Annotated in this window: 16 protein-coding genes; 3 read left to right on the top strand and 13 right to left on the bottom strand. The window is 41.5% G+C overall.

What is annotated here, in order from left to right; translation table 11 throughout:
- The 12 genes from flgK to HCZ11_RS06005 all read right to left on the bottom strand — a co-directional run bounded on the left by flgK (position 1) and on the right by HCZ11_RS06005 (position 11,605).
- A complete protein-coding gene (gene flgK / locus HCZ11_RS06060) occupies positions 1-2,010 on the bottom strand; it encodes a flagellar hook-associated protein FlgK (RefSeq protein ID WP_167657915.1) in 2,010 nt (669 codons plus the stop codon).
- Between the two features lie 13 nt (positions 2,011-2,023).
- Positions 2,024-2,992, bottom strand: a complete 969-nt coding sequence (gene flgJ / locus HCZ11_RS06055; protein ID WP_167657914.1) for a flagellar assembly peptidoglycan hydrolase FlgJ — start codon at positions 2,990-2,992, stop codon at positions 2,024-2,026.
- A gap of 194 nt (positions 2,993-3,186) precedes the next feature.
- Positions 3,187-4,281: a flagellar basal body P-ring protein FlgI gene (locus tag HCZ11_RS06050; protein ID WP_130052105.1), complete on the bottom strand. Its 1,095-nt coding sequence runs from the start codon at positions 4,279-4,281 to the stop codon at positions 3,187-3,189.
- Between the two features lie 12 nt (positions 4,282-4,293).
- Positions 4,294-4,977 (bottom strand): flagellar basal body L-ring protein FlgH, encoded by a 684-nt coding sequence (gene flgH, locus HCZ11_RS06045; protein WP_130052106.1) that lies wholly within the window; start codon positions 4,975-4,977, stop codon positions 4,294-4,296.
- 15 nt (positions 4,978-4,992) lie between these two features.
- Positions 4,993-5,781 carry a flagellar basal-body rod protein FlgG gene (flgG, locus tag HCZ11_RS06040; RefSeq protein WP_130052107.1) on the bottom strand — a complete coding sequence of 263 codons (789 nt, stop codon included), beginning with the start codon at positions 5,779-5,781 and terminating at the stop codon, positions 4,993-4,995.
- Between the two features lie 21 nt (positions 5,782-5,802).
- The gene (locus HCZ11_RS06035) at positions 5,803-6,567 is read right to left on the bottom strand and encodes a flagellar basal body rod protein FlgF (protein ID WP_167657913.1); all 765 of its coding nucleotides are present in this window, start codon (positions 6,565-6,567) and stop codon (positions 5,803-5,805) included.
- Positions 6,568-6,727: 160 nt separating this feature from the next.
- Positions 6,728-8,095: a flagellar hook protein FlgE gene (flgE, locus tag HCZ11_RS06030; RefSeq protein ID WP_167657912.1), complete on the bottom strand. Its 1,368-nt coding sequence runs from the start codon at positions 8,093-8,095 to the stop codon at positions 6,728-6,730.
- A gap of 51 nt (positions 8,096-8,146) precedes the next feature.
- Entirely contained in the window at positions 8,147-8,827 is a 681-nt protein-coding gene (locus HCZ11_RS06025) for a flagellar hook assembly protein FlgD (protein WP_062566777.1), read from the bottom strand.
- A gap of 13 nt (positions 8,828-8,840) precedes the next feature.
- Positions 8,841-9,272 (bottom strand): flagellar basal body rod protein FlgC, encoded by a 432-nt coding sequence (gene flgC, locus HCZ11_RS06020; RefSeq protein ID WP_130052110.1) that lies wholly within the window; start codon positions 9,270-9,272, stop codon positions 8,841-8,843.
- 2 nt (positions 9,273-9,274) lie between these two features.
- On the bottom strand, positions 9,275-9,685 hold the full coding sequence (gene flgB / locus HCZ11_RS06015; protein ID WP_130052111.1) for a flagellar basal body rod protein FlgB: 411 nt from the start codon (positions 9,683-9,685) through the stop codon (positions 9,275-9,277).
- A 135-nt stretch (positions 9,686-9,820) separates the two neighbouring features.
- Positions 9,821-10,651 (bottom strand): protein-glutamate O-methyltransferase CheR, encoded by an 831-nt coding sequence (locus HCZ11_RS06010; protein ID WP_130052112.1) that lies wholly within the window; start codon positions 10,649-10,651, stop codon positions 9,821-9,823.
- A gap of 21 nt (positions 10,652-10,672) precedes the next feature.
- Entirely contained in the window at positions 10,673-11,605 is a 933-nt protein-coding gene (locus HCZ11_RS06005; RefSeq protein WP_130052113.1) for a chemotaxis protein, read from the bottom strand.
- A gap of 142 nt (positions 11,606-11,747) precedes the next feature.
- On the opposite strand from HCZ11_RS06005, the gene flgA reads away from it, so the two are divergent.
- The 3 genes from flgA (at position 11,748) to flgN (ending at position 13,275) form a co-directional block, all read left to right on the top strand.
- On the top strand, positions 11,748-12,452 hold the full coding sequence (flgA, locus tag HCZ11_RS06000) for a flagellar basal body P-ring formation chaperone FlgA (protein WP_167657911.1): 705 nt from the start codon (positions 11,748-11,750) through the stop codon (positions 12,450-12,452).
- A 78-nt stretch (positions 12,453-12,530) separates the two neighbouring features.
- Positions 12,531-12,851, top strand: a complete 321-nt coding sequence (gene flgM, locus HCZ11_RS05995; RefSeq protein WP_054553314.1) for a flagellar biosynthesis anti-sigma factor FlgM — start codon at positions 12,531-12,533, stop codon at positions 12,849-12,851.
- Positions 12,844-13,275, top strand: a complete 432-nt coding sequence (gene flgN, locus HCZ11_RS05990; RefSeq protein ID WP_167657910.1) for a flagellar protein FlgN — start codon at positions 12,844-12,846, stop codon at positions 13,273-13,275. The genes flgM and flgN overlap by 8 nt, the downstream gene beginning before the upstream one ends.
- 113 nt (positions 13,276-13,388) lie before the next feature.
- Here the strand turns inward: flgN and HCZ11_RS05985 are convergent, their stop codons facing one another.
- Entirely contained in the window at positions 13,389-13,847 is a 459-nt protein-coding gene (locus HCZ11_RS05985) for an LPP20 family lipoprotein (protein WP_130052116.1), read from the bottom strand.
- Positions 13,848-13,914: the final 67 nt, after the last annotated feature.

Raw genomic sequence — 13,914 nt, 5'->3', positions numbered from 1 at the left:
TTACCTCGCCGCACTTAATAAGGTGTCAAAAATAGTACGTGCTGTTGAAAGTACCTGTGCAGATGCCGCATACGATTGTTGAAAACGCAGTAAGTTTGCCGCCTCTTCATCAAGGTTTACACCTGATAGCGATTCATACCAGGCTTCCGACTGATCAGCCAATGCTGTAAAGGCTGCGCCATTGGTTTGAGCTTGACTAGTCACAACACCAATATCAGTAACAATTCCAGAATATGCTTGATTAAAGGTTTTATGATTATCAGCAGTACTACTTGCTTCAACATTTTGACGAACTAGTTCACCATTTTGTAAATCAGCCAATAGCAAACCATTACGGTTATCATCAAAACCACCAGTGTTAAACTCAAGTGTGAAAGTGTCTCCTGTAGCTGGAGAGCCTTCGATATTAAAATCGAAGCCATAAGCATCATAAGGTGCTCCCGCTTGAGCAAGAATATTCTCAGCAGGTGGTGTAATAGTAAACGTTGATGTGCCGTTGCCATCTGTGATTTGATATTCGTTAGCATTCGCCGTTTTCACTAACGTGATATCGCCATTCGCCAAACTAGGTGGTGGGCCTACGGTAATACCCGTTGAGTTATCAATATCTGAGACTGTACCAGCAGAAATACTTGCGTCACTGGTGTTATTAATATCGTTCGCAGTTCGAATAGGTGATGCTAATGCTAAGTCTTCAGGGCGTTCCGTCGCAAGCTCTAGGCTCGTAGAAGCCTGAGAGTTCAACTTAACCATAAATTGGTCACCGGTATTGGCAGCACCCGATACATTGAGCTGTAAACCAAACGCTTCGCCGCCAGTGATGGTTGATGAATCAATCACACCTGCTGTCACATTCGCTGTTGACGCGGTGCCAATTGGTTCGCCTTTATTATCGATTGCCTGAATCTCAACAGTCGTAGCACTGGTATAAGTAACGATAAAATCACTTGCTGGCAATTCGCTGCCTTTACCTGGCTCAAGAGTTGCCGTCATTGTTGATGTGCCCGTGTTGGCTTGATAACCGAACGCATCAACGGTTGGAATAGCAAAAATATCACCACCAATTTCACCATTAGCGTCCATACCTAAGCTATTTTGTTGGTTAAAGGCATCAGCTAACGCTAACCCCATTTGACCTAGCTGGTTTTGCGCTGGCACTAAAATGTCGTCACGAAATGCCAATAATCCGCCTATTTTGCCTTTCAACTTACTCACATCAACTTCAAGCGGCACAGCTTTGCCACCGTTTACATCAAGTTTCAGCTCTTTAAAGTTCGGATCAGGATCGCCACTGAATGAAAACAAGTTAAATGTACCACTTTGCATGACAAGAGCTTGGCCTGAGCCTAAATACACTTGCTTTTCGCCGTTATTACCATCTAGGGTTTCAATATCAATCAGCTCAGATAAGTCACGAATCGCTTTATCGCGTTCATTGTATAAACCACTTGATACTGACTCACGATCAGTACCATGAACCGACGCAATCTTAGTATTCAAATCACTGATATTTTGGATCAGGTTATTTGCTTCTTCAGAAAAAATCTCTAGTTGCTCATTTACCACTGCTTTTTGGTCAACCACAATGCTCGATAATCTGTCCATTTGATCAATTAAGTTTTGTGCATCAGTCATGACCAGTGAACGAGCTACTGTTGATGACGGTTGATTTAAGCTTTCTTGTACATTGTTAAAAAACGAATTGACACTCGTTGATAAGCTGTTTGACTCTTCTGAGAACAAGCTGTCTACTCGGCTTGCTTCAGTCACAAATTGATCAAAGAATGTTTTATTAGAGGTATCTCTATTTAATTGCTTCTGCGCAAATTCATTCAGTAAGCGATACGTTTCACCACGACCCACTTGGTTGTCGATCATGGTTGTGAACTCTGTACGCTCACGCACATAGCCCTCGGTATTAACGTTGGCTATGTTTTTACTGGTGGTTTGTAAAAGCTCAGAATTAGCTCTTACACCGGCATTTGCTATGTCATATAAGCTAAATGACATCAGGGTCTACTCCTTAACGTACCAATGAAGCAGCGACACTTTGAAGCTCAACACGCTTCAATACCTGCTTAATTTTATCGGCATAATTTGGATCAGTTGCATAACCTGCTTTTTGTAACGAATCTAAAAAGGCTGCAGGCTCTGCAGTATTATTGAGTGCTTCTTGATAACGTGGGTTTTCATTTAAGAAATCCACAAAGTCGTTAACACTGTCTTTAATCGATTGATAAGAACGGAAACTTGCTTGCTTTTTAACTGGCACGCCTTGTTCAAACTCAAGCGTGACTTTGCTCGCTTTATCACCTTGCCAGCTCGTATCCGATTTAATATTGAATAAGTTGTTACTACTTGTGCCATCAGCTTTACTGATAATGTGTTTACCCCAACCTGTTTCAAGGGCTGCTTGAGCAACCATCACAGCAGGATTTAAACCAATCTTCTGTGCAGCATTTTTTGCGTGCTCCCAAACAGAGCTAATAAAAGACTCCACATCTTCAAAGCGGTTTTCTGTTTGCTCGTTTGCTGTTGTATCTGCGACAGCTTGCGGTTCAGCCTTAACATCAGTTTTGCTATCAACCACACCGCTTGCCCGTTTATCACTATCAAAGTCAGCAGTAGTTCTAAGCACAGAACCAGGAGTAAACTTCTTACCGTCAGGCGAAAGCTGCTGCACTATCAAGTCAGCTAGGCCGAGCGAGCCATTAGATGAAAGCTCAACCGACATTTGTTGATCATGCATCTCTTCAAAAAACTTAACGCCGCTTGAATTAAATGGGCTGTCTTTATCTTCAAACGCTTCATTTGCTTTACGCATACTTTTAAGAAGCATTTGAGTGAAGATAGATTCGAATTGTGCCGCCGCTTTTTTCAGCGCCTCTTTTGACGCATCGCTAGAGGCATCACTTTTCAAAGCACTTTGACGTAATGAGTCTAAGTTACCTAAATCAAAAAAGTTTTGCTTGTCGAGATGATTAGTATCCATCAGCTTTTTGACACAATAGTTAATAATGAAAAATAAAATGCAAAAATTGCGCCAACAAAAAACTATATAAATGAATAGCTAATAACTGATACAGGAATGGACTGACTTCAGAACAAAGATTTTGACTGATATTTGTGTGCTAAATGATTTAATAACTACTAGAAACAAAAACGCGCTCGAAAGCGCGCTTTAATTTAAATGATAACCAGTTGCCCGTTTATCGCCCCCGCTTCTTTTAAAGCTTCTAGAATCGCCATTAAATCACCCGGTGCGGCTCCAACCTCATTGATGGCTCGAACGAGATCATCAAGATTAACACCAGGGTTAAATACAAAAGCACGTGAGTCATCTTCATTAACATCAATAATGCTTTGATTTGTGACAGCGGTTTCACCTTCACTTAAGGCATTTGGTTGTGACACATTTTGCTGCTCAGCAATAGTGACCGTCAAACCACCGTGCGTAATAGCCGCAGGCTGCAGCTTCACATTTTTACCAATCACAATTGTACCAGTGCGCGAGTTAACAATAATTTTTGCAGCGGTGTCTGCCGGCTTAAACTCTAAGTTTTCAAGAGTAGACAAATACGCAACACGTTGAGATGCATCACGCGGTGCCAATACACGAACTGAGGCTGCATCGATTGCCTGCGCGCTATCAGGGCCAACTAAATCATTAATTGTTTGCTCTAAGCGTTTTGCCGTTGTGAAATCAGGGCGGTTTAAATTAAAGGTAATGTAGTCACCTTGCATAAACGGGCTCTTAATAGCACGCTCTACAATGGCACCGTTTGGAATACGACCTACCGTTGGCGTGTTAATAATGACCCGGCTACCATCAGCTCCTTCAGCACCTAGACCACCAACAACTAAGCTGCCTTGTGCAATCGCATACGTATTACCATCAACCCCTTTTAAAAAGGTTTGTAATAAGGTACCACCGCGTAAACTACCTGCACTCCCGATAGACGAAACCGTAATATCTATGGTTTGCCCTGGTTTTCTGAATGCTGGTAGCTCTGCATGAACAGCAACGGCTGCAACATTTTTAATTTTAGGTTTTAAGCTATCTGGTAAAGTAATACCAAAGCCATTTAACATGGCTTTAAAGCTCTGTTGAGTAAATCTGCTTTGTTCACCTGTGCCTGGCAAACCTACAACCAAACCATAACCGACTAATTGGTTTGCACGAACACCTTCAACCATAGATACATCTTTGACTCGCTCAGCCTGTGCAGAAAACTGCAGGCTAATTAAGCAAAGAGCGATGATGTATTTAAACCCATTCATGACTTTGTTCCTCTAAAATGGGAAAAGCGAACTACTAAAGAAACGAGACAGCCAACCTGCGCTTTGTGTTTCTTGAATTTGCCCTTTACCTGAATATTGAATTCGCGCATTGGCAATTCGGTTTGATGTTACTGTATTACTAGCTGAAACATCTTCTGGACGAACTAAGCCTTCAAGGCGAATAAACTCTTCGCCAGTGTTCAACGTAAGCCATTTTTCACCGCGAATAACTAAGTTTCCATTGGGTAAAACACGCATCACGTTGACAGAAATATCACCAAATAAGCTGTTTGATTGATTAGACTTTGAGTCACCTTTAAACGATGCCCCCGAGCCAATACCAAATTGAATACTATCACCACCAATGTTAACTGGATTACCTCCCAGACCAATTACTGGATCTAAACTGGCATCCGTTTCTTTATCTGTTTCGGTTTTAGCTGCTTTGGTCGCTTGAGTAGACTCTTGCAATTTAACAGTGATGATATCGCCAGCGCGTAGAGCCTTTTTATCTGAGTACAAGTCATTTGATGAATAACTATCAAACAACGACCCCGTTGGTACCATAGGCTCTGTTGTCGGCTCCGGGTACATAGGCGCATAGTAAGGGTCATCCTGAACCACATGATGATTTTGCGTTGTCATACAACCACCCAGCATTAATGCTGCCGATGTGACTAAGATAATATTACGCATGCTGCCTCCTACCCATTAAAGCTGCTGATTAATGTAACTAAGCATTTCATCAACCGCTGAAATCACTTTTGAATTCATTTCATAAATTCGTTGTGTTTCAATCAAGTTAACGAGCTCTTCTGTCACATTCACGTTAGACGTTTCAAGAGAACCTTGAACCACACTGCCTAAACCATCGATACCTGGGTTACCTTGCACAGGCGCACCACTAACAGCGGTTTCTGTGTATAAGTTTTGCCCCATGGGCTCAAGACCCGATGGATTAATAAAATCACTAATAGTTAGCTGACCAATTACCACATTGTCTGGTTGCCCTGCGATACGAACTGACACTTCACCGTCTTGCGAAACAGTGATTGATTGTGCATCATCTGGAACATTCATTTCAGGCTGCAAGGGAAAACCCGCTCCCGATGTCACAATTCGACCATCTTCGTCAGTCGTGAATTGACCATTACGTGAATAGGCAATATTGCCATCAGGTAATTGCACTTCAAAAAAACCAGGACCTGAAATCATCCAATCCAATGAATTTTCTGTGGTAAGCATGTTACCTTGTGAAAAGTTCTTTTGGTTAGCAACCACTTTGGCACCGGCACCTAGCATTAAGCCCGATGGCATTTCAGTGTCTTGTGACGAACGACCACCTGGTTGGTTAATGTTTTGATATAGTAAATCTTCAAATACGGCGCGGCTTTTTTTGTAACCGACCGTGCTGGCATTCGCGAGATTATTTGAGATCACCGAAATATCGGTTTGCTGGGCGTCAAGCCCGGTTTTACTGATCCATAATGCAGGATTCATAACTCTACCCTCTCAGTCATCTTAAACAATGCGTAACAGCTGATCTTGACGCTCATCGAGCTCTTCGGCTGTTTTCATCAATTTAACTTGTAATTCAAATTGGCGTTGATTGCTGATCATGTCGACCATTTCATGCACTGGGTTTACATTCGACATCTCAAGCGTTCCCGACAGTACTTTCACGTTCGGTGAAATATCACAAAAACCACATAGATCATTTACCAACATATCTTCTTTTGGTCGAAATAAACCGTCATTACCTTTTTCAAGCTGAGTGTTATCAGCCTCAATCACTTTTAAGCGATCAACCACTTCCAAAAAGTTAGCAGGCGCACCTTGTGGGCGAACCTGAATAGCGCCATCTTCACTAAACTCAACTTTCTCGATAGGTAACGGCAAAATAATTGGACCACCTTCGCCAATTACTTGACGGCCGTGGCTAGTGATCAACGCGCCATCTGGAGTAATGTTTAATGTGCCAGTTTTGGTGTACGCCTCATTGCCTGATGCATCTTGTACACTCAACCAACCACGGTCACTCATCGCGATATCAAGCTCGCGGCCAGTTTCAACAAAGCCACCCGATTCCATATTAGATCCAGGGCGTTCTTGCATTGTAAACACCCTAGATGGCAGACCTTCACCGAAGGCTTGCATAGAGCGAGCTTGTGCAAAATCAGCTTTAAAGCCAGTGGTGTTAGCATTTGCAAGATTGTTGGCCTTGAGTTCAAGACCTCGCAAACTTTGCTTTGCACCCGACATGGCAATGTAGACCATTTTGTCCATAACATTGACTCACTAAAAATACGATAACTAAGAAATGCAATAAAAGTGCCAAAGTAAAATTGACGCTAAAATGAGAAAGAAAAATGAGGTCGGTAAAATGAAAAAAGGCTGCCAATAGAGGGAGCAGCCTTCGTGTCGGATTAGCTTAGAGCCGTTAAAATTAACGGATCTGTAGGATACTTTGTTGTAGTGTTGAGTTAACCTCAAGCGCACGTGAATTTGCTTGGAAGTTACGCTGCGCACTGATCAAGTCAACTAACTCATTGGTTAGGTTAACGTTTGATTGCTCAAGCGCTGATGAGTTAATTGAACCTAAGGTACCTGAACCTGGTTCGCCAGCAATCGGCTCACCTGATGTTAAACTCTTCTTCCAAGAAGTATTACCTACTTGTTGCAAGCCTTGTGAGTTCGAAAAACGTACCATCGCAACTTGACCTAAGAAAGAAGTATCACCATTACTGTATGAAGCCACAATTTTACCGTCAGAACCGATATCGATACCTGATAAACGACCGACAGTCGCACCATCTTGTTCAAGTGCTTTTACTTCAAAGTTACTAGCATATTGAGTAGGTACTTTATTCGCTGTTGCAGCTTCATCACGCCAGTTCATCGTTACATCATCTGGGAAGCTAGCACCATTAGATAGTAGATCAGATAAACCTGTCGCAGCGCCAGCGCCATTTGGTAAAGTTAACGGATTAAATGATGCATCAGTATTTGCAACACCATCCGTGTTAAGTGGTAAACCACTTGAATCAAATTGGAATGTAGTTAGTGGTGTGTAAGGCGTTGTTGTTTGCTCTACACCAGTTGCATCAAATGGTTTTTCATCAAGTGTGGCATACACTTCCCATTCGTTTTCATTACCTGTTGTCGCTGAGTCTGTTTTCACAAAAAAGAATTGTAAAATATGTGGCTCACCTAATGAATCATACACAGTTGTTGATGTTGAACTGTTATACGTAGCACTTGCTTCGGGATCAAACGGTGTCACAGTTGGCGCAGAGGCACGTGAATCTAAGTTGAATGACGAGTAAACATTCGTCGTTGCACGTGGCGAACCTGATGCATCAGGAATTTGTAGTGCTGAAGATGTACTCAAGCTAACAGAAGTGGTATCACCGGTTGCTTCATCAACAGGGAAACCTTGTAAGTAGTTGCCGCTTGCATCAACAATAAAGTTATCTTGGTTTAACTTAAACGCACCTGCACGAGTATATGTAAAGTCTTGCGCGCCTAAGTCATTCGCCATTGCGAAATAACCTTCGCCAGTAATCGCTAAATCGAGCGAGTTATTTGTGAAAGATAATGAACCTTGATGGAATTGTTGTGCCACCATTGTTGTTCTTACACCGTCACCATTTTTTGTTTTACCAGAACTAAATACTGATGATGCGTACACATCAGCGAACTCTGCACGAGACTCCTTAAAGCCCGTGGTATTAACGTTAGCAATGTTATTTGCTGTAACGTCTAAATCTTTTTGCGCGGCTGCTAAGCCTGTTAATGCAATATTGAAGCTCATAACTCACCTCTAACCTATCTCTTAGCCTAAGCTAACCCAAACCTTTTTTACTTATGCGATTTCAGCTATATCAGTTAGCCTAACCGCACCCTCTTTTGTATTTACGATAATGCCGCTGGCGCCATTAATATTGACACTTTCAATATTCTTAAAGGTCGCCATTGGCATACTGCTGTAGTCTCCATTTACGAAGCCTTCAGCACTAATGTCATACTCACCTTCAGGGAGTACATTGCCATCGTTATCTTTACCATCCCATTCAAAACGAAGAGCACCCGCTGACTGCGAACCTAATTCAATCGTGCGCACTAACTGGCCCGATGAATCTGTTATTCTTAACGTTAGAGACTCAACGGCAGTTTCTGCAACTACCGACCCTTTAGCGAGATTTTCACCATCAAAATCAATCGTGTCAGACTCAAGTAATGCTTGCTTACCAACAAGGGTAGAAGCCTGTAACGCAGAATTTGATGTCATTGAAGCAGTCAGTGATTCAAACTTCTCATTTAAGTTTGAAATACCCTCAGCCATAGTGAAGTTCGTCATCTGCGCAATCATTTGATCATTATCAGCTGGCTTGCTTGGGTCTTGAAACGACAACTGTTGTGTTAAAAGTGAGAAGAAGTCTTCTTGCGTTAAAGTATCATCTTTCTCTTCTGTTTTATTTTGATTGTCTTGCCAACGTAAATTATCTAAATACGTGGATGACGCACTGCTGATGTCGTTACTCATAACTTATCCTCGGTTACCGCTGCCCAAGCAACAGTGTTTTACTTAACATTTGCTTAGCTGCATCAGCAACTTGCACATTTGTTTGGTAAGAGCGAGAGGCAGAAATCATATTTGCCATTTCTTCTACAACATTAACGTTAGGCTTATAGATGTAACCATTTTCATCCGCACTTGGATGGTTTGGGTTATATTCAATTTGCAGAGGCTTATCACTCTCTACAATGCCTAGTACTTTAACGCCAACAGAAGAGCCCTGAGGATTGCTTTGTGATGCTGACGCTTTAGTCAACTCTGCAGCAAAAACAGGATGGCGCGCTCGATACGTCTGATCTTGGCTAGAACTAATCGAATTCGCATTCGAGATATTACTGGCAGTAGTATTTAAGCGGACATTTTGCGCGCTCATACCGGTTGCTGAAATATCAAAAACATTATACAAACTCATGATTAAGCTCCTTGACTACCGAGGGCTTTTTTAAGGCCTTTAATTTTACTACTCATAAATTGCAGGCTTGCCTGATACTCTAATGAGTTCTGTACATACAAGTTTCGTTCCACTTGTATATCAACTGAGTTGCCATCACCTGTATCTGCTTGATTTGGCGTACGAAACATTTCTGCATTACCAACAAAACGACTGCCTCCGGCAATATGTTTAGCATCGGTTCTTACCATACTATTGCCACCTTGCTGGTTGCTTTTTGCCGCTTTTAATGCCGAGGCAAAATCGATGTCTTTCGCTTTATAGCCCGGCGTATCAGCATTAGCGATATTTGTCGCTAATAACTCAGCGCGTTGTGAACGGATCAACATCGCATGCGGATGAACTCCAAATGCTTTATCAAAACTGATAGCCATAACCATCTCCAAAAAATTGACTCTGCAGTGAACAATGCAAAAGATAAGCCAAAAATAAGGAGTAAGCTTTATTTGTATAACAGACTGAAAAATAGATAAATTTAGCAACCTAAGGACTAGGTTGCTAAGGAGAGTTTACTTTTTTTGATAGATAATACCAGGGTTACAACGAACCATATCAAAGCTGTCACTAAGGCCCGCCATTGATTCAGATGCACCTAAAAATAGATAACCTTTAGGGTTTAAAGCTTGAGCAAATTGCGAAATGATTTTAGCTTTTACTTCTGGTGAGAAGTAAATTAACACATTACGACAAAATATAATGTCAAACTTGCCCATTAAGGCGTATGAATCTAGTAAGTTTAAATGTCTAAAGCTCACCATTTTGCGAATAGGTTCAACAACCTGAGCCATTCCATTACCGCTGTCCTTAAAGAACTTCTGACGTCGTTCCATCGACAAACCACGAGCAAGGGCTAACGAGTCGTACTCAGCGTTCTTACACATATCAAGCATGGTATTAGAAATGTCTGTGCCAATTATTTGCGCTCCCATCTTTAATACGCCAGGGTTTTTAGCCTGAAACTCAGCGACCGACATGGCAATAGAGTATGGCTCCTGCCCTGATGAACTTGCCGCTGACCATATTTTCAATGGTCGACGAACATCTTTAAGTTCAGGGAATAGCTTCGTTTTCAATAGCTCAAATGGGTATTGGTCTCGAAACCATAGCGTCTCATTGGTGGTCATCGCATCAACCACAGCGGCACGAAGCTGCCTCTCATGAGGACTTAAGGTTTTACTTACCAACTGTGATAAAGACTCGACATTAAAACGCGCCATAAGCGGCGCTAGGCGACTTTTTACTAAGTAAAGTTTGTTATCACCAAGCACAATGCCACATTGTTGTTCTAAGAAAGAGCGGAATTGATCGTATTCGCTTTGTTGTAAATGCTTATTTTCCAAAGTAATACCACCTATAAATAATTAATCACAATGAACCCACTTTTTCACAGCTGTTGCTAATTCATCTGGGTTAAATTTTGCAATAAAATCATCGGCACCTACTTTTTCAATCATTGCTTGGTTAAATACACCACTTAAAGAGGTATGCAAGATCACATGAAGAGGTGATAATTTTGGATCTGCTTTAATTTCGGCGGTTAAGGTATAACCATCCATTTCCGGCATCTCTACGTCAGATATCAATAAGCCAACGCGCTCAGTAATATCATTTTTACAATCAAGCTGAGCAATCTCACGTAAACGTAATAATGCTTCTTTGCCGTTTTTAGCTAACTCAGTTTGTACACCTAACGGTTCAAGCGCACGTTTAACTTGGTTTCGAGCTACCGCTGAATCGTCAGCAATAAAGACAATACGCTCACCTAAATCACGCTGAATTTCACCCTCACCAACCACTTCAGCACTCACTTCAGTGTTAACTGGACAAATTTCGTTTAAGATCTTTTCTACATCAAGTATCTCAACTAACTCATTTTCAATCTCAGTGACCGCTGTTAAGTATGAATAACGTCCCGCACCTGAAGGCGGTGGCATTATTTTTTCCCAGTTCATATTAACGATGCGCTCAACTCCGCCAACCAAGAACCCTTGCACAGAACGGTTGTACTCAGCAATGATGATAAAACTGTCTTTGATATTTTCAATTGCCGGACCACCTACGGCCATCGATAAATCAATAACAGAGATAGTTTGGCCACGAATGTGCGCAACGCCGCGAATATACGCATTTGATTTTGGCATGTTAGTAAGTGGTGGGCATTGCAAAACCTCTCTTACTTTAAACACGTTGATACCAAAGCGTTGTCGCCCTCTGAGTTTGAATAATAGTAATTCAAGGCGGTTTTGCCCAACCAACTGAGTACGCTGGTTAACTGAGTCTAAAATGCCTGCCATTTCAATCTCCTAAAGATAAACAATCAGAGCTGGAACAATAATTGCCTTCTTTGTGTTAAAGCTACATAAGGTTACGAAGCGTCTGTTTTTTGACGCAAAATATTTATACCTTGTTTTCAACCATAAGCATAGTCGAAACAATATGAGTTTGTTAAAAAAAAGCCGAAGATACAGTGTTTTTTATTTTCTTACTAGCCTGTTGTTTGCAACACAACTGCAGGCAGAAGTTTATAATAACGAGCAACTTCAACAAATCGCTATCGATTTTGTTAGCGAACAGCTCCCTGATCTGGACACCAAACCACAAATAAATGCTTTACCATTAGATGGTCGCATTCCAGAGAGGTTTTGTGAGTCGCCAATAAACAAAGAGTTACCAACAGAACCTCCTTTTAATCGGCAGGTAACTGTACAACTTAAGTGCCAAGACCTAAATAGTTGGACCCAATACGTCCATGTCCGCATAATTGAGCTCGAACCTGTGGTTGTTGTAACAACCAACCTTGCTCGTGGTGAAGTCATCCGTCCAGAGCATTTACGTGTTGAAATGAAACCAAAGCAGTTTGTTAGAACGCAATACGTACAAGATGAGTCTATACTTATTGGCAGCCGTAGCAAACGTAACTTGCGTGATGGCAGCCCTATTGTAATGCGTCAGGTGTGTATGGTTTGCAAAGGCGATAATGTCACTATTTATGCCTCATTACGCGGTTTAAGAATTAAGACCACTGGGATTGCTTTAGAAGATGGCACGTTAGACGAATTAGTACGTGTAAAAAACAAAAAATCAGGTAAAGTATTAAATGCACGTGTGGATGGGGTCGAGTCTGTACAAGTAAATATTTAATTTTTTATATTTATGCTAAAGTATCCGCTGTGCCCGCCGATATAAAGGCATATGTTGGGTAATGTATAGGTCAAAATTATGGTAAGCAATGTCAATAATGGTCAACAACAGCCTTCTGTGTTGACAAATACCAAGCAAAAGAAGCTTGATTTACAAAAAGATAATGCTAATGCAGCTGCTGCAAAGTCAGCCGCACCTAAAGCAAGTGCAGATTCTGTGAGCTTAACACCTCAAGCTAAACAGCTTAAGTCTTTGCAAGAAAAAGCTGAGCAATCATCTGGCTTTGACAGCAATAAAGTAGCTGAGCTGAAAAAAGCAATCAGCGAAGGTAAATACCAAATTGATGCTGAGAAGTTAGCAAAGAACATTGCTGCATTCGAGTTTGATGTCTATGGCTGATCATAATCATTTAATTGCCAGTAAACTAACACAACAAGTTTCGTGCTTAGAGTCTATTGCTGCGCTGTTAGATGATGAATTGACAGCCATTGCTGCAAAACGTGGCGATGGATTAAAGAGTATTGCCCAACAAAAAATCTCTCTGTTACAACAAATCCAAACAATTGATAAAGAAGTTCAAAAGCTTGTTGCGCACAATGATTCGCAAGATGACGAAGTGAGTTCACTTATCAAGCAAGTTAACACTTTACTATCAAGCTGCAAAAAGAAAAACGATGTTAATGCCCATGCAGCCCATCAAGCACAGCTGAGTGTTAAACAACTTAAGGATATTTTAATCGGTGCGCCATCATCGATGACCTACGACCAAGGCGGCAGTGTTATTCAAGGCGATAAGAAAATCGTTCACAACTTGAAAGCCTAAATACTATTTCATTAAAAAAGCGCGATAACTAAGTTATCGCGCTTTTTTTATGCTTGCAGAATTTGCTGGACTTATGCGGCAAGCCAATAGGTTACAACTAGACTAAGTTGCACCTAATAATATGTTACTTTTTTCACTTGGCGCGGTTTTACTTCGCCGATGTATAAATCGTGCACTCGCTTCATATCAAGCTGTAATTCAGTTGCGTAGGTGTCCCCTACTGCATAGGTTTTAATAACCTGTGCACCTTTGATCACACCTTGTACTTGGCTTTGTAATTGATCATTATGAGCAATGCTGTTTTGCACTGTAGTGCCTGCGGAAATTCTTTGCCCGTAAACTTGCTCAGCAAGCTCGCGGTAAGCTTCAAGCTTTGAGGCTTTAATCGCAAGTAGAGTACGTTGCGATTCATTACTGCCAGGCTGAGCACTTATTGGCGCATAACCCACAGCTTTTAGCACCGGGTAGCTATCTGGCTCAATGTAAGTGTATTCTACATGTTTATCAAAAATACTACTGCAGCCTGTTAATGCTGCGCAGGCAACTAGCCCACCTAATAGAAGTACTCGCATAATTTGCTTCCGCTTAAAACTCTTGTCTACAAATATGCACGTTTAATGCCACTGTGGTACAGTCCTT

This window comes from Pseudoalteromonas sp. HF66, from assembly GCF_011806445.1.
GTDB lineage: Bacteria > Pseudomonadota > Gammaproteobacteria > Enterobacterales > Alteromonadaceae > Pseudoalteromonas > Pseudoalteromonas apostichopi.
The sequence above is the reverse complement of the archived record's forward strand: the minus strand, read 5'-3'. Positions and strand labels throughout refer to the sequence as shown.

Bases quoted from the DNA above. Each gene is read 5' to 3' on its own strand.
- HCZ11_RS06050 (WP_130052105.1), bottom strand. From the start codon at position 4,281: ATGAATGGGTTTAAATACATCATCGCTCTTTGCTTAATTAGCCTGCAG.
- HCZ11_RS06005 (WP_130052113.1), bottom strand. From the start codon at position 11,605: ATGGCAGGCATTTTAGACTCAGTTAACCAGCGTACTCAGTTGGTTGGG.
- flgA (WP_167657911.1), top strand. From the start codon at position 11,748: ATGAGTTTGTTAAAAAAAAGCCGAAGATACAGTGTTTTTTATTTTCTT.
- flgC (WP_130052110.1), bottom strand. From the start codon at position 9,272: ATGAGTTTGTATAATGTTTTTGATATTTCAGCAACCGGTATGAGCGCG.
- flgE (WP_167657912.1), bottom strand. From the start codon at position 8,095: ATGAGCTTCAATATTGCATTAACAGGCTTAGCAGCCGCGCAAAAAGAT.
- flgJ (WP_167657914.1), bottom strand. From the start codon at position 2,992: ATGGATACTAATCATCTCGACAAGCAAAACTTTTTTGATTTAGGTAAC.
- HCZ11_RS06025 (WP_062566777.1), bottom strand. From the start codon at position 8,827: ATGAGTAACGACATCAGCAGTGCGTCATCCACGTATTTAGATAATTTA.
- flgM (WP_054553314.1), top strand. From the start codon at position 12,531: ATGGTAAGCAATGTCAATAATGGTCAACAACAGCCTTCTGTGTTGACA.
- HCZ11_RS05985 (WP_130052116.1), bottom strand. From the start codon at position 13,847: ATGCGAGTACTTCTATTAGGTGGGCTAGTTGCCTGCGCAGCATTAACA.
- flgK (WP_167657915.1), bottom strand. From the start codon at position 2,010: ATGTCATTTAGCTTATATGACATAGCAAATGCCGGTGTAAGAGCTAAT.
- flgN (WP_167657910.1), top strand. From the start codon at position 12,844: ATGGCTGATCATAATCATTTAATTGCCAGTAAACTAACACAACAAGTT.
- flgG (WP_130052107.1), bottom strand. From the start codon at position 5,781: ATGAATCCTGCATTATGGATCAGTAAAACCGGGCTTGACGCCCAGCAA.
- HCZ11_RS06035 (WP_167657913.1), bottom strand. From the start codon at position 6,567: ATGGACAAAATGGTCTACATTGCCATGTCGGGTGCAAAGCAAAGTTTG.
- flgB (WP_130052111.1), bottom strand. From the start codon at position 9,685: ATGGCTATCAGTTTTGATAAAGCATTTGGAGTTCATCCGCATGCGATG.
- flgH (WP_130052106.1), bottom strand. From the start codon at position 4,977: ATGCGTAATATTATCTTAGTCACATCGGCAGCATTAATGCTGGGTGGT.